At 73.9% G+C, this 19051-nt stretch carries 14 protein-coding genes; 3 read left to right on the top strand and 11 right to left on the bottom strand.

All coding sequences use genetic code 11. The features are described 5' to 3' along the window. Positions 1-112: 112 nt before the first annotated feature. Positions 113-1081: a DMT family transporter gene (locus ACF07N_RS31925; protein WP_392119725.1), complete on the top strand. Its 969-nt coding sequence runs from the start codon at positions 113-115 to the stop codon at positions 1079-1081. On the opposite strand, the gene ACF07N_RS31920 is transcribed toward ACF07N_RS31925, so the two are convergent. From ACF07N_RS31920 to ACF07N_RS31870, 11 genes are all read right to left on the bottom strand, one after another. After that, positions 1070-2437: an MFS transporter gene (locus ACF07N_RS31920; RefSeq protein ID WP_392119722.1), complete on the bottom strand. Its 1368-nt coding sequence runs from the start codon at positions 2435-2437 to the stop codon at positions 1070-1072. The genes ACF07N_RS31925 and ACF07N_RS31920 overlap by 12 nt on opposite strands. Before the next feature lie 191 nt (positions 2438-2628). Further along, complete coding sequence (locus ACF07N_RS31915) at positions 2629-3711, bottom strand: Zn-dependent alcohol dehydrogenase (protein WP_392119719.1); 1083 nt, start codon at positions 3709-3711, stop codon at positions 2629-2631. A 20-nt stretch (positions 3712-3731) separates the two neighbouring features. Then, the gene (locus tag ACF07N_RS31910; protein ID WP_392119716.1) at positions 3732-5120 is read right to left on the bottom strand and encodes an aldehyde dehydrogenase family protein; all 1389 of its coding nucleotides are present in this window, start codon (positions 5118-5120) and stop codon (positions 3732-3734) included. 228 nt (positions 5121-5348) lie between these two features. Further along, positions 5349-6689 (bottom strand): ABC transporter ATP-binding protein, encoded by a 1341-nt coding sequence (locus ACF07N_RS31905; protein ID WP_383333721.1) that lies wholly within the window; start codon positions 6687-6689, stop codon positions 5349-5351. 196 nt (positions 6690-6885) lie between these two features. Further along, positions 6886-7416: a class F sortase gene (locus ACF07N_RS31900; RefSeq protein ID WP_392119713.1), complete on the bottom strand. Its 531-nt coding sequence runs from the start codon at positions 7414-7416 to the stop codon at positions 6886-6888. 1774 nt (positions 7417-9190) lie between these two features. Continuing rightward, the gene (locus ACF07N_RS31895) at positions 9191-9778 is read right to left on the bottom strand and encodes a hypothetical protein (protein ID WP_392119710.1); all 588 of its coding nucleotides are present in this window, start codon (positions 9776-9778) and stop codon (positions 9191-9193) included. Positions 9779-9877: 99 nt separating this feature from the next. Continuing rightward, positions 9878-11122: an MFS transporter gene (locus ACF07N_RS31890; protein ID WP_392120111.1), complete on the bottom strand. Its 1245-nt coding sequence runs from the start codon at positions 11120-11122 to the stop codon at positions 9878-9880. A gap of 32 nt (positions 11123-11154) precedes the next feature. Further along, the gene (locus ACF07N_RS31885; RefSeq protein ID WP_383333727.1) at positions 11155-12603 is read right to left on the bottom strand and encodes a CitMHS family transporter; all 1449 of its coding nucleotides are present in this window, start codon (positions 12601-12603) and stop codon (positions 11155-11157) included. 135 nt (positions 12604-12738) lie between these two features. After that, positions 12739-15006, bottom strand: a complete 2268-nt coding sequence (locus ACF07N_RS31880; protein ID WP_392119707.1) for a molybdopterin oxidoreductase family protein — start codon at positions 15004-15006, stop codon at positions 12739-12741. 136 nt (positions 15007-15142) lie between these two features. After that, a complete protein-coding gene (locus ACF07N_RS31875) occupies positions 15143-15760 on the bottom strand; it encodes a TetR family transcriptional regulator (protein WP_392119704.1) in 618 nt (205 codons plus the stop codon). Then, entirely contained in the window at positions 15757-16788 is a 1032-nt protein-coding gene (locus ACF07N_RS31870; RefSeq protein WP_392119701.1) for a hypothetical protein, read from the bottom strand. The genes ACF07N_RS31875 and ACF07N_RS31870 overlap by 4 nt, the downstream gene beginning before the upstream one ends. Positions 16789-16942: 154 nt before the next feature. On the opposite strand from ACF07N_RS31870, the gene hmgA reads away from it, so the two are divergent. Together hmgA and ACF07N_RS31860 are read left to right on the top strand one after the other, a co-directional pair. After that, positions 16943-18259: a homogentisate 1,2-dioxygenase gene (gene hmgA, locus ACF07N_RS31865; RefSeq protein WP_392119698.1), complete on the top strand. Its 1317-nt coding sequence runs from the start codon at positions 16943-16945 to the stop codon at positions 18257-18259. A 26-nt stretch (positions 18260-18285) separates the two neighbouring features. Next, the gene (locus tag ACF07N_RS31860; protein ID WP_383581519.1) at positions 18286-19035 is read left to right on the top strand and encodes a GntR family transcriptional regulator; all 750 of its coding nucleotides are present in this window, start codon (positions 18286-18288) and stop codon (positions 19033-19035) included. Positions 19036-19051 lie beyond the last annotated feature (16 nt).

Below are 19051 nucleotides of genomic sequence, written 5' to 3'. Positions count from 1 at the left end.
CCCACCGGTGCCCGTCGCACCGATCCTCCGGTGCGCCGCCCTGCGCCGGCCGCCGGTGCCCCGTCCGGAATCCGCGAGCCTCCCGCCCCGCCTCCCCCCTAGCCTCAGGAGCATGATGAGCACCCCACCCACCGCGTCTCCCCGTCGCGCCGACATGCTGGCCGCCGCCGCGGCCGCGGTCACCGTCGTGCTGTGGGCATCCGCCTTCGTGTCGATCCGCAGCGCGGGCGATGCCTACTCGCCGGGCGCGCTGGCGCTCGGGCGGCTGCTCGCGGGGGCGCTGACGCTGGGGGCGATCTGCCTGGTGCGGCGGGAGACGTGGCCGCCGCGCCCGGCCTGGCGCGGGATCGCGATCTCGGGCGTGCTGTGGTTCGGCTTCTACATGGTCGCCCTGAACTGGGGCGAGCAGCAGGTGGACGCGGGCACGGCCGCCCTGGTGGTGAACACCGGGCCGATCCTGATCGCGCTGCTCGGCTCCCGGCTGCTCGGCGACCCGATGCCGCCGCGGCTGCTGGCCGGGATGGCGGTGTCGTTCGCCGGTGCGGTGACCGTGGGCCTGTCGATGTCCGGCGAGGGCGGTTCCTCGGTGCTCGGGGTGATGCTGTGCCTGCTGGCGGCGGTCGCGTACGCCGGGGGCGTCGTGGCGCAGAAGCCGGCGCTGGGCTCGGCGAGTCCGCTGCAGGTGACGACGTTCGGCTGCCTGGTCGGCGCCGTGATGTGCCTGCCGTTCGCGGGGCAGCTGGTCCAGGAGGCCGCACGGGCACCGGCCTCCGCCACGCTCAACATGGTCTACCTGGGCGTCTTCCCGACCGCCCTCGCCTTCACCACGTGGGCCTACGCGCTGTCCCGGACGACCGCGAGCCGGATGGGCGCGACGACGTACGCGGCGCCCGCGCTGGTCGTCCTGATGTCCTGGCTGTTCCTCGGCGAGGTGCCGGGGCTGCTCACGCTGGCCGGCGGGGCGCTGTGCCTGGCGGGCGTGGCGGTGTCCCGGTCGCGCTCGCGGGCGGCGGCCCGGGACGCTGTTCCGGGAGCGGTTCCGGAACAGCGGCCCGAGCAGGCGCCCGGCTCAGCTCGCTGACTCCGCCTCCGCGCGGGCCTCGGCCACGGCCTCCGGCTCCGCCGCGCGGGCCCGGCTCGCGAGGACCTTGATCGAGACCAGGGCGATCACCGACAGCCCGATGATGTAGCCGGAGACGGCCATCGAGGTACCGGTCGCCTCCAGCAGCAGCACCATCACGAAGGGGGCGAGCCCGCCGCCCGCGACGGCCGCGATCTGGTAGCCGAGGGAGGCGCCCGTGTAGCGCATCTCGGGCGTGAACAGCTCGGCGAACAGCGCCGCCTGGGGCCCGTACATGATGCTCAGGAAGCAGCTGGCGACGAACGTGCCGACCGCGAGCCACAGCAGCGAACCGGTGTCGATGAGCAGGAAGAGCGGTACGGCCCACAGGGCGATGCCGGCCGCGCCGAGCGCGTAGATCCGGATGCGGCCGACCCGGTCGGAGAGCGCGGCGGCGGCCGGGATCAGCACGAGCTGGGTCAGGCTGACGCAGAGCGAGATCAGCAGGACCGGGCCCTTCTCCATGTCCAGTTCGCGGGTGGTGTAGTCGAGGACGCCCGTGATGAGGATGTAGAAGGTCGCGGTGTTCACGGCGAAGGAACCACCGGCCAGGAGCACCGTGCCGAGGTGGTCGCGCAGGATGGTGCGCAGCGGGGAGCCCTGCTCGGACTTCTCCTTCTCCGCGAGCGCCCGCTCGGCCTCACGGAACGCCGGGGTCTCCTCGACGCGGGTGTGGATGTACCAGGCGAGGCCGAGCACCAGCAGGCCGACCAGGAACGGCACCCGCCAGCCCCAGGAGGTGAACGCCGAGTCGGTGGTGAGGGCGCCGGCCAGCAGGAAGACGGTGTTGGCGGTGACCACGCCGATGGGGACGCCGAGCTGGACGACGCTGCCGTAGACGCCGCGCTTGCCCTCCGGGGCGTACTCGGTGGCCAGGAGCATCGCGCCGCCCCACTGGGCGCCGACGGCGACGCCCTGGGCGACACGGAGCAGTACGAGCAGGATGGGGGCGGCGACGCCGATGGTCTCGTAGGTGGGCAGCAGGCCGATCCCGGTGGTGGCCACGCCCATCAGCGTGAGGGCGAGGACCAGCATCGGCTTGCGGCCGCGCCGGTCGCCGAGGTGCCCGGCGACGATGCCGCCGAGGGGGCGGGCGAGGAAGCCGACGGCGAAGGTGGCGAACGAGGCGAGGACGCCCGCGGTGGGGCTGCCCGCGGGGAAGTACAGGTCGCCCAGGACGAGTGCGGCGGCGATGCCGAAGACGAAGTAGTCGTACCACTCGACGGCCGAGGCGAGGGCGGCGGCGGTGGCGACCCGGCGGCGGTTGCCGGCGGCGGGCGGGGTGGGGGCGGGCTGAGCGGAAGGTGCCGTGTCCATGCGGTGCGCGCTCCGGGGGTGCGGGGACGGAACGGGGGGTGGCTCGGGTTCCGGGGAACGTACTGACCGGACGGTATGGACGTCAACGGGTCGTGCACCAGGACTTTCTGCCGGTGCGTGGCACTCAGTGGGCCGCGGGCACGGCGAAGGCCCCGGCCTCGCGGGGAGGCCGGGGCGCGTGAGGGGACGGGTTAGAAGACGACCAGGGCGCGGCCGCCCTTGCCCGCCAGCATGTTCTCGAAGGCCGCGGGGATGCCGTCGAGCGAGATGCGCTCGGTGACCAGGGCGCTCAGGTCGAGGCGGCCCGCCCGGACGTGCTCGGCCAGGACCGGGAGGTCGCGGGCCGGGTCGGAGTTGCCGTACACGCAGCCCGTCAGGGTGCGGCCCCAGTGGAAGATCTCCAGGGCGTTGAAGGTGACCTGCTGGTCCTTGCCGCCGATGCCGACGACGGTGGTGCGGCCGCCGCGCCGGGTGGAGTCCCAGGCCGTGCGGATGGTGACGGCGCGTCCGGCGCACTCGACGGCCACGTCGACGCCCTGCTTGCCGGTGAGGCCGCGGATCTCGCGGGCGGTGGTGTCGGAGGCCACGAGGTAGTCGGTGGCCCCGGCCGTGCGGGCCAGCTCCTCCTTCGCCGGCGAGACGTCCACCGCGACGATCTTCGAGGCGCCGGTGATCCGGGCGGCCTGGATCGCGGCGAGGCCCACTCCCCCGACGCCGAAGACGGCCACCGTCTCGCCCCGCCGGACGCGGGCCGAGTGGTGGACGGCGCCGTAGCCGGTGAGGACGGCGCAGCCCAGCAGGGCCGCGTCGGTGAGCGGAACACCGTCCGGGGCGGGCAGCACACAGGAGGCGGGGACGACCGTCTCCTCGGCGAACGCGGCGACGTTCAGGCCCGGGTGGAGGTCGGTGCCCTCGGTGGTGCGGGCGTGGACGGCGGCGGCGCCGCTCAGGGCGTCGGCGCACAGCCACACCTCGCCGAGCGAACAGGGGTGGCAGACACCGCAGGAGGGGGCCCAGTTGAGGACGACCCCGTCGCCTGGCGCGACGTGGGTGACGTCCTCGCCGACGGCGACGACCGTGCCGGCGCCCTCGTGGCCGAGGACGGCCGGGACGGGCAGGCGCATGGTGCCGTTGGACAGGGACAGGTCGGAGTGGCAGACCCCGGCGGCGGCGAGCCGGACGTGGACCTGGCCGGGTCCGGGATCGGGCAGCTCGATGCCGGTGATCTCCAGCGGGGAGCCGACGGCGGGCAGGACGGCGGCGCGGACAGCCATGACGGAAGGGACTCCCCTGACTAGAACTGGAGGGACTTGGTCTGGAGGTACTCGGCCAAGCCGTGGACGCCGAGTTCGCGGCCCACGCCGGACTGCTTGTAGCCGCCGAAGGGGGCGAGGGGGTTGAAGCGGCCGCCGTTGATGTCGACCTGGCCGGTCTCCATCCGGCGCGCGAACGCCACGGCCTCGGCCTCGTCCCCGGCCCAGACGGCACCGGCCAGGCCGTAGACCGTGCCGTTGGCGATCCGCAGGGCGTCCTCCTCGTCCTCGTAGCGGAGGATCGACAGGACCGGGCCGAAGATCTCCTCCTGCGCGATGGTCATGTTTTCGGTGACGTCGGCGAAGACGGTCGGGCTGACGAAGTAGCCCGTCTCGCGCGGCGCCTCGGGACCGCCTGCGACCAGGCGGGCGCCCTCGGCGACACCCTTCTCGATGTAGCCGCGCACCCGGTCCCGCTGCCCGGCGTTGACGACCGGGCCGATGCGCTCGCCGTACTTGGCGGCGGCGGCCGCCGCGAGCTCGACCGCCTCCTCGTACCGGTCGCGGTGGACGAGCATCCGGGTCCAGGCGCTGCACGTCTGCCCGGAGTTGGACATGACGTTGGCGACGCCGACGTTGACCGCCTTGGCCAGGTCGGCGCTCGGCAGGATCACGTTGGCGGACTTGCCGCCGAGTTCGAGGGCGACCTTCTTGACCTGCCCGGCGGCGATCGCGGCGATCCGGCGGCCGACGGCGGTGGAGCCGGTGAAGGAGACCAGGTCGACACCGGGGTGCTCGGCGAGGGCCTGCCCGGCGACCGGGCCGAGGCCCGTCACCAGGTTGAAGACGCCCGCCGGAACCCCTGCCTCGTGCACCGCGTCGGCGAACAGCCGGGCCACCAGCGGGGTGTCCTCGGCGGGCTTCACCACGACCGTGCAGCCCGCCGCGAGGGCCGGGGCGACCTTGGCGACGATCTGGTGCAGCGGGTAGTTCCAGGGGGTGATCGCGGCCACGACGCCGATCGGCTCGTGGTGCACGACCGAGTTGCCGACCTTCTCCTCGAAGGCGTACGTCGCCGCCAGCTCGGCGTAGGAGCCCGCGACCGCGATCGGCACGGCCGCGTGGACCGCCTGCGAGAACTTCAGGGGCGAGCCGAGTTCGGCCGTCACCGTCCCGGCGATCTCGTCGGCCCGCGCCGCGAGCAGGTCCCGCAGGGCCGACAGCCGCGCCGCGCGCTCGGCGGGCGGGGTCGCGGCCCAGCCTGGCAGGGCGTCCCGGGCGGCCCGTACGGCGGCGTCGACGTCCTCGGCGGTTCCGGCCGGGACCGTGCCGATGACCTGCTCGTCGACCGGGTTCACGACCTCGATCACGTCCTGGCCGGCGGCGGGGCGCCAGGCGCCCTGGATGTACATGCCGTCGAATGCCTTCATCGCGCTTCCTCCGGGGCGGGGGCGTCGTCGTCCGGCACATAAACTAGCGGCGATAGTTTTCCGGCGCCAGACGTCCCGGGGGTCCGGGGCTCGCCCGGTCCCGGGTCATCACAGCACGGCCGGGGCCCCGGCCGGGTGTGCGGCTGCTCACTCCGCGCCGCTCACCCCTCCCCGCCGGGCGGGGACACTCCCGCGCGTCGGTCAGGTCACTCCTCCAAGTCGGGCAGGTCACTCCTCCAGGTCGGGCAGGTGCGCCGGGCTCGGGCAGATGCGGTCCCCGTGCTGGTCGAAGACGAACAGGTGGGCGAGGTCGACCAGGAGCGGCACCTGCATGCCGTGGCGCAGGGCCAGGTCCGGGGTGGTGCGGACGATGAGGTCGCCGGGCAGCCGGGGTTCGGGGGGTACGGGACGGGGCTCGGCGTCCCCGGGATGCTCCAGGGCCACCACGGGCCCGGCCCGGCCCGCTCCGGTCCGCTCCCGCAGACGGGTGAGGACCGAGCCCTCGCGGCGGCGGCGCCGGGCGGGACGGCCGGGACGCGGGCGCGGGGCCTCCAGCTCGGGGACGACGGCGGGGCTGGAGCCGGTGTTGAAGTGGACGAGGATCTCGTGCCCCTGGAACTCCACGTGCTCCACCAGACCGGTGAGCGGCACCTCGCCCGGCCGGGCCGAGCTGTGCTTGGCGATCCGCACGGCCTCCGACCGCAGGCCCACGATGACCTCGCGGCCCTGCTGGACCCGCAGCAGCTGGTGGTCCAGGGAGAGCGGCTCGGGCAGGCGCAGGAACTGCTTGCCCAGGCTGATGGTCATCGCCCCGTCGAGCGGGGCACGGACCAGACCGCGCAGCAGGTTGATGCGCGGGGTGCCGATGAAGGCGGCGACGAAGACGTTGCTGGGCAGCGCGTAGACGGCCCGTGGGCTGTCGACCTGCTGGAGCACGCCGCCGCGCAGCACCGCGACCCGGTCGCCGAGCGACATGGCCTCGGCCTGGTCGTGGGTGACGTAGATCGTGGTGACCCCCAGCTCCTTGGTCAACTGGGAGATCTCGGCGCGCAGATGGGTGCGGAGCTTGGCGTCCAGGTTGGACAGCGGCTCGTCCATGAGGAAGGCGGAGGGGTGGCGGGCGATGGCCCGACCCATGGCGACCCGCTGGCGTTCGCCGCCGGAGAGCTGGCCGGGCAGGCGGTCCAGGAGGTCCTCGATGCCCAGCATGCGGGCGGTGGCGTCCACGCGCGGGGAGGGGTCCGTGCCCGGGGACTCGATGCGCAGCGGGAAGCCGATGTTGTTGCGGCTCGTCATGTTCGGGTACAGCGCGAAGTTCTGGAAGACCATCGCCATGTCCCGGCCGGACGGCGACAGCTCGTTGGCGTACTCGCCGTCGAGCAGCAGCTCGCCCTCGTCGATCTCCTCCAGTCCGGCGATCATCCTGAGCACGGTCGACTTGCCGCAGCCGGACGGGCCGAGGAGGACGAGGAACTCGCCGGGCGCGATGTCCAGCGACAGCCGGTCCACCACGCGGACGCCTCGCGTGTAGGCCTTGCTCACGTCGTGCAGGGAGATGGCGCGTGTCATGAGGTGCCCCCGAGGGGTCTTCAGGGCGCTGGTGCTCCGCGGTCGGAAGCCCCGTACGGGTCGTACGGGGCTGTGGGTCACGGAAGTTAACGGAATGTGCCCGGCCGGGGGAAGACTCGGTACGGGATCGGCGGCCGCGTTCCGACTGGCGAGAAGGCGGAATCCCTGGTTCGGCCCGGGTCGGCGCCCCCGGACGTCAGCGGATGCCGGTGAGGCGGGCGAAGACGACCACGTTCCCCGAGTAGCCCTTGCGGCGGTCGTACGTGCCGCCGCAGGTGATCAGGCGCAGCTCGGGGCGGCCCCGGGCGCCGTAGACCTCCTGGCTCGGGAAATCCGACTTCTCGTACGACTTGACGCGGTAGACGGTGTAGACCGCGATCCGCCCGTCGGCGCGGCGGGCCTTGACGATCCGGCCGCGTTTCAGCTCGGTCAGCCCCGCGAAGACGGCGGGACCGCGGTCGGTGTCCAGGTGCCCGACGGCCACGGCGGTGCCCTGCTCCCCCGGCGAGGCGCCCTGCTCGTACCAGCCGACCAGCTTCGGATCGTCCTCCGGGGGCGCCGTGAGGCGGTGCTCGCGGTCGAGGCCCAGTTGCATGACCGGGGCGTCGAGGCGCAGATACGGGATGAGCAGGCGGGTGGCGCGGGAGGGAGGCAGGGGGCGCAGGCCGCCGCGGGCGGGATGGCGCCTGGGGGGCGGCTTGGCGGCGGGTCTCGCCGGAGGCTTCACCGCGGGCGGGACGGGCCGGGGGCTCCGGGGGCGTAGCGCGTGCCCGCCGGTACCGGGTGCGGCGCCGGGCCGTCGGGCCGCGCCGGGTGGGCGGGGGCCCGGGGCGGCGGGTGTGGCCTTGCGGGCCGCGGCGGCCTGTCCGGCCTCCCCGGCTTTGCCTGCCCGGCCCGCCTTGCCGGGGGCCGGTTTTCCGGGCGGGGGTGTGTGAGGGCCCGGCTTTCGCGCGGGCGCGGGGTGGGTGCGGGCGGGGGCGCCCGGTGCGGCGGGGGTGGCGGCGCGGGGGGCACGCGGCGCGGGGCGTGCGGGGGCACCGGGCTGGGCGCCGGTACGAGGGCCGGTGCTGGTGCGGGTACCGGTCACGGTGCCGGTGCCGGCGCCTGTGCCTGTACCGGGGACGGCGCCTGCGCCGGGGACGGCGCCTGTGCCGGGGACGGCGCCTGTGCCGGGGACGGCGCCTGTGCCGGGGACGGCGCCAGGGGCTGTGCCCGTTCCGGTCCCGCGAGCCGTACCCGTCCCGGTGCCGGGAGCAGGGCCCGTCCCGGTGCCGGTTCCGGAACCGGCACCCTTCCCGGGCCCGGCGTCCGTACCGCTCGGCAAGGCCGCCGCGGCGGCGCCGGCCGACCCGTGCGGAAGGGCCGTGACGGTGTCGCTGGGCGCTTCGCCCCGGTCCCAGCAGAGGCACCCCACCACCAGGGAGACCGCCAGCACGACCGTCCGCGTCAGCCGGTAGGCCCGGCTCCGGCGCCGAGGCCCGCGCGCACGCGGAGGCCACGCGTCGTCGCCGCCGGACCGGCCACCGCCGGGCCCGCCGCCGCGCGACCCGCCCGAACCGCCGCCCCGGGCCCACAGGACGGGCTCACCGCCCGCCGGCACCACCGGCCCGGCCCGGTGACCGGGCCTCCGCCTGGCGCCATGGGCGCCATGGGCGCCATGGGCCTCATAGGTGCCATAGGCGTCATAGGTGCCATAGGTGCCATAGGCGTCATAGGTGCCATAGGTGCCGACGGACCATGCATCAGCGTCGGGCAGGGCAGGCGAGCCGCCGACAGCACCGGACCGCGGCCCGCGCCGCATCGCGGAGTCCGTGAACCCCTGGGAGCCGGCACGGCGCCCGATACCCGGGGCGCGCACGTCCCCCGGGCCCGCACCACGCCGAGCCGTCGGGCCGGCGGCCGTCCCGGGCCGGGCCGCACGCCGGGCCATCGGGGCGCCGGGACGCTCTGACTCCGCCTCGGGCCGCTCCCCGGATACGGCACGCGTCCCGCCCCGGCGCGGCTCCTCGACCCGACCTCCGCGACCCACCCGGCGCGACTCCTCGACTCCGACTCCGCGACCCACCCGGCGCGACCCCTCGACTCCAACTCCGCGACCTGCCCCGCGCGACCCCTCGACGCCAACTCCGCGACCTGCCCGCCGGACATCGCCGAGCCCACCGCCACGACCTGTCCGCCGGAGAACGTCGTCAGCGCCCGCACGACGTGCCGCGGGCCAGTCCCCGGCCGCAGCTCCGCGACCTCCCCGGCCCGGCCCCTCGGCACCGGCTCCTCGACCCGCCCGGCGCGGCTCCCTCGGCCCGGCGCCCTGCGCTGCCCCGCGCGGGCCCTCGGGCGCCGTGCCGTCATCGGTCCGGCCGTACCGCCGCCCGGGCGGGGCCGGGTCGGGGGCCGCGCCGGGCCGACCCGGCCGCTCCTTGCCGGACACGGCCCGGACGGCTTCCGTACCCGCCCCGCCCCCGCCCCGCCCTGTCCGGGCGGGGCGATCCGCGGAACGCGTCCTACGCGGCGCCATCGGGGCGGCGGCGGAGCCGGAACCAGACCGTGCCCGCGACGGCCGCGAGGCCGACGGCGGCGGCTCCCGCGACCGGGGTGAACGCCTCGCCGCGGGCGATGCCGCCACCGCCCGCCGGCGGGCCGCCGACCGGCGTCGTCGGCTTGGAGGTCGGGCAGTCGACCTTGAACACCTTGAACTTGCCCGCGCCGTGGGCCTGGTCGGTCAGCCAGGTGAGCTTGTACTGCCCGTTGGGCAGGTCCACGGCCTTGGTGCGGCCGGCGCCCTGCGCGTCGGCCTTGAACGTCCCGGTGCGGGTGGCCCCTCCGGGGACCTCGGGCTGCGTCTGGATGGTCCAGTTGACCTTCTCCCCCGGGTCGAAGTCGAACGCCGCGAGGTAGAAGTCGCAGACCTTCGGGTCGTTGCGCTGGTCGTCGGCCCGGGTCGTGGTGGCGTGGATCTTGACGTCTCCGTTGTCCCCCGGGACGGGAGCGGCGACGGCGGACACACCGCTCAGGGTGGTCCCGGCGAGGGTGAGGGCGGCGAGGACGGCGGTGCGGGTGCCGGCACGGCGCGCGAGGGGTACGACGGGCATGCAGATGCCTCCAAGTCAGACGATTTTCATACAAACTCCTCGTCACCTGACTCTGTGTCACCTCGCCCCCGAAGGGGCGCAGCACCGCCCGACGACGCCTCAGATATCGCTCTTACGGCGCAGCGACACCCGCCGCCGGCCCGGCCCGGTCACCTCACGGGCCGGCTCGGGCGGCCCGCTGCCCCGGGACCGCAGCGCCACCCCGGCGGACACCAGCAGCAGCACTCCCAGCATCACGAACGGCGCCGCCACCCCCGCCACCCCGGCGATCAGACCGGCCGAGGCGGGCGCGGCGACCTGGCCGAGCCGGTTGCCGGTCAGGCGCAGCGCGAGGGCCGTCGAGCGCGCCTCCTCCGGCGCGGCCCGGACGACCGTCGTCATGGACAGCGGCTGCCCCACCCCCAGGCAGAAGCCGAGCAGCACCAGCAGCACACCGAGCGCCCACACCGGCACCGGCAGGGCGATGCCCGCGCAGAGCAGGGCCGCCAGCAGGCAGGTCACGGTGAGCAGCGCGGTCCGGCCGAGCAGCCGCAGCAGGGGCGTCAGGACCAGCCGGCAGGCGATGGTCGCCGCAGCGCGCAGGCTGAGCAGCAGGCCGATGACCGACGGCGCGATGCCCCGGTGCTCGCCGACCACCGGCAGGTAGGCGGTGAGGATGTCGGTCGCGGACAGCACGGCGAGGCTGATGAAGATGCCGGCGGGCACGCCCCGGGTGCGCAGGATGCCCCGCACGGGGACGCGGCCGCCCTTGTCCCCGGCGGAGGCGGACGCCGTACTGCGGTGCTCGATGCGCCAGAGCGAGGTGAACGAGACCGCCGCCGTCGCGCCCGCCGCGACCAGGGCCAGCGCGCTGGTGCCGGCCATGTCCGCGCCGCCGATCAGCGCGCCGGCGGCGATGGGCCCGATGAGCTGGCCGAGGGCCGCGCCGATGGTGAAGTGGCCGAAGTTGCGGTCCTGCTCGTGCGGCGCGGACTGGCGGGCGACGAGGGACTGCGAGCCGATGACGAAGCAGAGGTGGCCGAGGCCCATCACCCCGCTCCACAGCGCCATCGTCCACAGGGAGCCGGCCGCGCCGCTGAGGGCGCAGCCGCCGGCGATCAGGACCACCCCGAAGGGCAGCAGGGGCGCGCAGCGGCCGTGGTCGGTGCGGCGGCCCAGGGGGACGGCGGCGAACAGGGGCAGCAGCGCGTACACGCCGGCGATGACGCCGACCGCCCGCTCGTCCGCGCCCAGCGAGAGGGCCCGGTAGGAGACGGCGGGCCGGGCCATCGACACCGCCCCCTGCGTGAAGCTGAAGGCGATGACGAGGCGGAGCAGCCAGCCGCGGTTCCCACCGGGCCTCACGATGTCCTCCATGGGGGGAGTCGTACGAACCGTCAGATGATGCCGAAGAGCATGCCCGCCGCGAGGATGACCAGGCAGGTGAGCGCGGCCCACTTGACGACGAACCTGGTGTGGTCGCCGAACTCGACCTTGGCCATGCCGACCAGGACGTAGACGGCCGGGACGAGCGGGCTGGACATGTGCAGCGGCTGGCCGACCAGGGAGGCGCGGGCCATCTCCAGCGGGGAGACGCCGTGCGCGGCGCCGGCCTCGGCGAGGACGGGCAGGACACCGAAGTAGAAGCCGTCGTTGGACATGAAGTACGTCAGCGGCAGGCTGAGGATGCCGGTGACGAGGGCCATGTGCGGGCCCATGCTGCCGGGGATGACGTCCACCATCCACTTGGCCATGTGGTCGACCATGCCGGTGCCCTGGAGGACGCCGGTGAAGACGGCGGCGGCGAAGACCATGCCGGAGACGTTCAGGACGTTGTCGGCGTGGGCGGCGATGCGGGCCTTCTGGTCGGGGATGTGCGGGAAGTTGACGGAGAGGGCGAGCGCGGCGCCGAGCAGGAACAGCACCGGGATCGGCAGCCACTCCATGATCATGGCGGTGAGCAGGGAGACCGTGAGCAGCGCGTTGAACCAGTAGAGCTTGGGACGCAGGGTGGGCCGGTTCGGGTCGAGGCCCTGGAGGCCGTCGTCGGCCCCGTCGGCGTCGCCGTCGGTGGCGTCGGTGCCGGAGCCCGCACCGCCCGTGACACCGGTGGCGGCCGTGGCACCCGTGCCGCCCTTGCGCATGGAGACCTTGCCGTCGCCGGAGCCGCCCGCGCCGACGAGGACCGTCTCGGTCTGCTGCTCCTCCTCCAGCACCTCGTCCAGCGTCAGCACGCCCAGCCGCCGGCGCTCGCGCACGCCGAGGACGTAGGAGAGGACGAAGACGAAGAGCAGACCGACCAGGAGCGCCGGGATCATCGGGACGAAGATGTCGCTGGCGTCGAGCTTGAGCGCGGTCGCGGCGCGGGCGGTCGGACCGCCCCAGGGAAGGGTGTTCATCACGCCGTTGGCCATGGCGGCGACACCGGTCATCACGACCAGGCTCATCTTCAGGCGCTTGTACAGCGGGTACATCGCCGAGACGGTGATCATGAAGGTGGTGGAGCCGTCGCCGTCCAGCGACACGATCGCGGCGAGCACGGCGGTGCCGACGACGATCCGCATCGGGTCGGCTTTGCAGAACTTGAGGATGCCGCGCACGATCGGGTCGAAGAGACCGACGTCGATCATCACGCCGAAGTAGACGATCGCGAACATCAGCATCGCCGCGGTGGGGGCGAGGCTGGTCACGCCGTCGATGACGTAGTCGCCGAGGTGGGCGCCCTTGCCGACGAACACGCAGAACAGCGCGGGGATCAGCACGAGCGCCGCGATCGGCGACATCTTCTTCATCATGATCAGGACCAGGAAGGTCGCGATCATGGCGAAGCCGAGGATGGTCAGCATGAGTGGATACCTAACGTTCGCCCTTGAACATCCCACCAGGGCCGGCGGTGTCCGAGACGTTAGGTCCCGTCAAGCAGCGTTAACAAGACGTTGACGTGCGAGCAATAAGCGCAAAACTGCTGGTCACAGCTTTGCTCAGGTCAGGGCGGTGAGCTTTTCGGTCATCGCGGGGTCTCCGGGGGCCGTCGCGGGGGCGACGTCGACGGGCACGCCGTTGAGGACCGCGTTGCCGGACAGCGGGTCGAGCAGCCGGCCGTCGAGGAGCTGGTTGACGTTGACGCCGGGGTCGGCCGAAGCATGGCTGAGGCGGGTTCCGGGGCGGTCGTGGCCCCAGCCGTGGGGCAGGCTCACCACGCCCCGCCGGACGGCGTCCGTGACCTCCGCGGGCGCCGTGACCTCTCCCCCGGCGCCCCTCACCCGCACCGGCGCCCCGTCCGCCACGCCGAGGCGCTCGGCGTCCTCGGGGTGGATGTGCAGGGTGCAGCGGTTCGAACCGCCGGTGAGGGCGGGCACGTTGTGCATCCAGCTGTTGTTCGAGCGCAGGTGCCGGCGGCCCACCAGGACGAGTCCCTCGGGGCGTTCGTCCAGGGCCGCGCGCAGCCGGGGCAGGTCGGCGGCGATCGGCCCGGGCAGCAGCTCCACGCGGCCGGTCCTGGTCTTCAGCGGCTGCGGCAGACGGGGCCGCAGCGGGCCCAGGTCGATGCCGTGCGGGTGCGCGAGGAGCTTCTCCAGGGTCAGCCCGTCCGGCGTCGCGCCGAAGCCGTCGCCGTAGGGGCCGAGGCGCAGCATCATGTCCAGGCGTCGTTCGGGTCCGCTGTCGCCGGTGAGCTGGGCGGCCAGCTCGCGGGGGTCGCGGCCGTGCACGGGCGAGTGGGGTTCGGTGACCGCCTTGCCGAGGGTCTGGCCGATGACCATGTCGTCGACGGCTCCCGGGTCGGCCCCGTGCATGCCCGTCACGGCGAGGATCAGCCGGGCCAGGATCTCCGTCTCGGCCATGCGGCCCGGCTCCAGCGGGACGGCGGGGCGGGTGTAGCGGACCTGGTTGCGCACGGCGAGGGTGTTGAAGGCGAAGTCGTGGTGCGGGCTCTGGGCGGGCGGGGGCGGGGGCAGGATCACGTCGGCGTGGCGCGACGTCTCGTTCAGGTACGGGTCGACGCTGACCATGAAGTCGAGCGAGGCGAGCGCCTTGTCGAGCCGGTCGCCGTCCGGGGCGGACAGCACCGGGTTGGCGGCAACGGCGATCAGCGCGCGTACCGGCTCGCCCTCCTCGGTGGCCGTGTCGATCTCCTCCGCGAGGGCCGACAGGGGCAGTTCGCCCTTGGCCTCGGGGTGCCGGCTCACCCGGGAGTGCCAGCGCCCGAGGGCGAAGCCGCGGCCGGGTCCGGCGGGGCGCGGGGTCCGGTCGGTGGCGGCCTGCGGGAAGAGCGCGCCGCCGGGGCGGTCGAGGTTGCCGGTGAGGATGTTCAGTACGTCGACGAGCCAGCTGGCGAGGGTGCCGTGCGGCACGGTGCAGCTGCCGATCCGGCCGTAGACGGCGGCGGTCGGGGCCGCGGCCAGATCGCGGGCGAGGGTGCGGATGAGCGCCGCGTCGACGTCACAGGCCCCGGCGACGGCCTCGGGGGTGAAGTCCGACAGGGCTTCGGACAGTTCCTCGACGCCCTCGACGTGCGGGGTGGGGTCGACGAGGCCTTCGTCGAAGAGCACCCGGGCCATCGCCGCGAGCAGCAGCGCGTCGGTGCCGGGCCGGACCGCGATGTGCCGGTCGGCGAGCTTGGCGGTGCGGGTGCGCCGCGGGTCGATCACGACGAGCGTGCCGCCCCGGGCCTTGAGCGCCTTGAGCTTGCCGGGGAAGTCGGGGGCGGTGCACAGGCTGCCGTTGGACTCCAGCGGGTTGGCGCCGATGAGGAGCAGGTGGTCGGTGCGGTCCAGGTCGGGCACGGGGATGGCGTTGGCGTCGCCGTAGAGCAGGCCGCTGGAGACGTGCTTGGGCATCTGGTCGACGGTGGAGGCGGTGAAGACGCTGCGGGTGCCGAGCCCGGCGAGCAGGAGCGGCGGGTAGAGGCCGCCGGCCATGGTGTGCACGTTGGGGTTGCCGAGGACGACACCGACCGCGTGCGGGCCGTGCCGCTCGACGACCGGCCGGATGCCGGCGGCGACCGCGTCGAAGGCCTCCTCCCAGGTGGCCTCGCGCAGCTCGCCGTCCCGGCGTACGAGCGGGGTGCGCAGCCGGTCCGGGTCGGAGTCGACGGCGCCGAAGGAGGCACCCTTGGGGCAGATGAACCCCTTGCTGAAGACGTCGTCGCGGTCACCCCGGGCGTGGGTGACGCGTGTGCCCTCGATGGTGAGGGTCAGGCCGCAGGTGGCCTCGCACAGGGGGCAGATGCGCAGGGCGGTGCGGGACACGGGTCCTCCTGGGGCGGCGACTGCGGTGACGCGCTGACGCGGCCGAGCATACCGACCGGTATGCATGGAGGGGAGCCCCTGTGGGGGCCGAATCCGCGGTGCCGGGCGCGGAATCCGCAGTCATGGCTCCCGGCTGTCAGTCCAGCGTCCGGGCCAGATAGGAGCGCAGCAGCTCCCGGGCCTCGGCGATGATCTTCGGATCCCCCTCGGGCGCGACCCGGAACGCCAGGTGGACGAGGGTGTCCGCGGTCTCCACGGCGATCAGGAACACGCGGCGCAGGTCCTCGTCCGGTGCGCGGCCGAGATGACCGGAGAGCAGTTCGGTGAGGCGGTCGGCGACGCGGTGGTTCGGTTCGGTGTGGCGGGCGCCGACGGGGATCTGGTTGCCGAAGTCGACGAGGGAGAAGCCGGGCGCGGTGCGCTTCATCTGCAGGTACTCGTCGAGCACGGCGTCCATGGCCTCGCGCCAGCCGCCGTCACCGGCCGTGCGCAGGCGTTCGGTGACGCGGGCGGAGAACCGTTCCAGGTTGCGCTGGGCCAGCGCGTCGGCCATCTGCCGTTTGTTGCCGAAGAAACGGTAGACGGAGCCGATGGGGACGCCGGCCCGCTGCGCGACCGCGCGGGTGCTCAGGGCGTCGTAGCCGACCTCGTCGAGAAGGTCCGCGCAGGCGTCGAGGATCCTGGTCAGGCGTTCGGCACTGCGCCGCTGCACGGGCGCACGACGGAGCGATGTCGCGTGGGGCACGGGTTTCATGATGCCCCTCGGGCACGATCCGGTGAAGCGCGCCCCCGGGACGGCCGCCGGGCGTCCCCGTCACGGACTCGCATCTCCTGCCGCACACCGGCCGCCCGGCCGCGCACCCCGTCCGGGACCCGCGCCACCGGGGCGGGCACCGGCTCCCGGGCGTTCGAGGCCGGGAAGCGCACGGACGTCCGGGCGTCAGCCGCCGGGAAGCGCACCGACGTCCGGAGGTCAGCCGCCGGAAGGCGGACCCACGCCCAGGCGTCCATCAGCGGGAAGCCCATCCCCTCCCGCGCATCCACCACCGAGAGGCACATCCCCTCCCGGGTGTCGGCCCCCGGGAACCGCACCCCTTCCCGGACATCCGCCACCGAGCAGCGCACCCGCATCCGTACATCCGACCCCGGGAAGCGCGCCCCCTCCCCGCTGTCCGACCCCGGGAAGCGCACCTCGAGGTCCCCTGCCCGAGCGTGCGGCTCCTGCCGGACGTCCACTGCCCGCGGGCGCGTCCACCGCCGGTCGGTGCGGTCCGGTGCCGGGCCGGCGCCGGACCGGGAAGCCGTGACGTCGGCCGTGCTCTCCACCGGGTCGCCGTCCACCGCCCACACCGTGCCGTCGTCGGCGTAGAGGCGGGCCGTGACCTGGTGGGTGCCGCGCGGGACGAGACGGGCCGGCAGCCGGTACTCGGGGGTGCGCAGCCGGGCGACGAGGCGGCCGTCGACGTAGAGGTGCGCGAGTCCGCGCCCGGCCACCGGGCGCGCCGGCGCGCCGGCCGGTGAGAAGCGGAAGTTCCGCACGGTCAGGCGCACGTCCCAGCCGCCGCCCGCGTCGGGCTGCACCTCGATGCCGACGTCGGGGGCGTGGTCCCGCTCCACCTCGCGGTAGGGCCGGCCCTCCTTGTCCCGGTCCTCCAGGAGACGGCCGGCCGGCGAGGCCGACGCCCCGTCCTCCGGTGCGCCACTGGCGCCGCAGCCCGCGGATCCGGCCGACAAGAGGACACAGACCGCGAGCACGGCGAAAGATCCGCGTGTCCACGACATGCCCGGGAGCCTAGAACACACGTCCGGCCCGGCGGATCGTCCTGAAGTCGGGTTCGGGTCATCCGCCGAGAGGAGGGGCGCGTCCCTCTTGCGCCGGGGAAAACGCAATCCTACGGTGATCCATAGGAATCGGCTCGGCAAGGGAGCAGCGAACATGAGCGCGGACGCGCGGAAGACCGCCGAAGGGCTGGCCTATCTCTCCGGCTTCGGCAACGAGCACAGCTCCGAGGCCGTCCCGGGCGCACTGCCCGAGGGGCGCAACTCGCCCCAGAGGGCCCCGCTCGGGCTCTACGCGGAACAGTTCAGCGGCACGGCGTTCACCGAGCCGCGGGCCCACAACCGCCGGTCGTGGCTGTACCGGATCCGCCCCTCCGCGGCGCACCCGGCGTTCACCCGGACCCACAACGGCACACTCCGCACCGCCCCCTTCACCCAGACGGTGCCCGACCCCAACCGCCTGCGCTGGAACCCCCTGCCCGACCCCGCGCCGGAGACCGACTTCCTGGCCGGGCTGTGGACCCTGGGCGGCAACGGCGACGCCACCCAGCGCACGGGCCTCGCCATCCACCTCTACGCCGCCAACGCCTCCATGGAGCGCGTGTTCAGCGACGCCGACGGCGAGCTGCTCATCGTCCCGGAGCGCGGCGGGCTGCTGCTGCGCACGGAGTTCGGTCTCCTCCATGTGGAGCCAGGACATGTGGCGCTGATCCCCCGTGGTGTCCGCTTCCGTGTGGAGCTGCTCGACGATTTCGCCCGCGGCTATGTGTGCGAGAACTACGGCGCTCCCTTCCGCCTGCCCGACCTGGGCCCGATCGGCGCCAACGGCCTCGCCAACCCGCGGGACTTCCGGGCCCCGGTCGCCGCGTACGAGGACGTCGAGGGCCCGGTCGAGGTGGTGAACAAGTTCTGCGGCAACCTGTGGGCCGCCACCTACGACCACTCCCCGCTCGACGTCGTCGCCTGGCACGGCAACCATGTGCCGTACGCCTATGACCTGCGCCGGTTCAATGTGCTGGGCACCATCACCTACGACCACCCGGACCCGTCGATCTTCACGGTGCTGACCTCCCCCTCGGACACCCCGGGCCTGGCCGGCGTCGACTTCGTGGTGTTCGCGCCGCGCTGGCTGGTGGGCGAGGACACCTTCCGGCCGCCGTACTTCCACCGGAACGTGATGAGCGAGTACATGGGCCTGATCGAGGGCGCCTACGACGCCAAGGCCGAGGGCTTCGTGCCGGGCGGCGGCTCGTTGCACAACATGATGTCGGCGCACGGGCCGGACCGGGAGACCTTCGACCGGGCGAGCGCCGCCGAGCTGAAGCCGCACAAGATCGACGACGGCCTGGCCTTCATGTTCGAGACCCGCTGGCCGGTGTCGCTCACCCCGCACGCGGCCCGCGCGGAGCACCTGCAGCAGCGCTACGACGACGTCTGGCAGGGCCTGGAGCGGCACTTCACCCCCTTGCACTGATCATTTCCTACCGGTACGGATGGCCCGTGACCTCCTTCGCCCCGGACTCGATCGTCCTGAACCGCAAGCTGCCGCTCTGGTACCAGGTGTCGCAGTCGCTGCGCGCCTCGATCCTCGGCCGCTCGCCCCAGGACCCGCTGCGGCTGCCCACCGAGGAGCAGCTGGCCGGGCACTACGGGGTGAGCGTGCTGACCATGCGGCAGGCGCTGAAGGAGCTGGAAGACGAGGGGCTGATCTCGCGTCACCGGCGGCGGGGCACGTTCATCGAGCCGGACGCACGCCGGGGTGCGCCGGTGCGGCTGCTCGGCTCGGTGGACGCGATCGTGGCCCAGCAGTCCGGCATGACGACCCGGCTGCTGGACCACGGCACCGCTCCCGTACCGGGTGAACTCGCCGAGTTCTTCCCGGAGGTGGCGGAGGTCGCCACGTACCACCGGCTGCGCAGCGACGAGAAGACCGGTGAGCCGACCAACCACGCCCGCAACTACGTGCGTCCCGAACTGGCCGCGCGGATCGACCTGGACGATCTGGTGCGCTGGCCCATGACGAAGGTGCTGCGGGACGTGGTGGGGATGGACATCAGCCGCATCACGGACACCGTGGAGGCGCGGCTGGCCGATCCGGAGACGGCCCGGCTGCTCCAAGTGCCGTTGCTGAGCCCGATCCTGCACTACACGGGTGTCACCTACGACGCCGCGGGACGTCCCCTGGACGTGGCCGTCATCCACTACCGAGGTGACCGCTTCTCCTTCACGGTGACCCTGGACGCCACGTGAGGGCCGCCGGCCCGCG

Origin of the sequence: Streptomyces sp. NPDC015242, assembly GCF_043079125.1 — a bacterium.
Lineage (GTDB): Bacteria > Actinomycetota > Actinomycetes > Streptomycetales > Streptomycetaceae > Streptomyces.
Note: the sequence above shows the minus strand (reverse complement) of the source record. Positions and strands in the feature narration are given on the sequence as shown.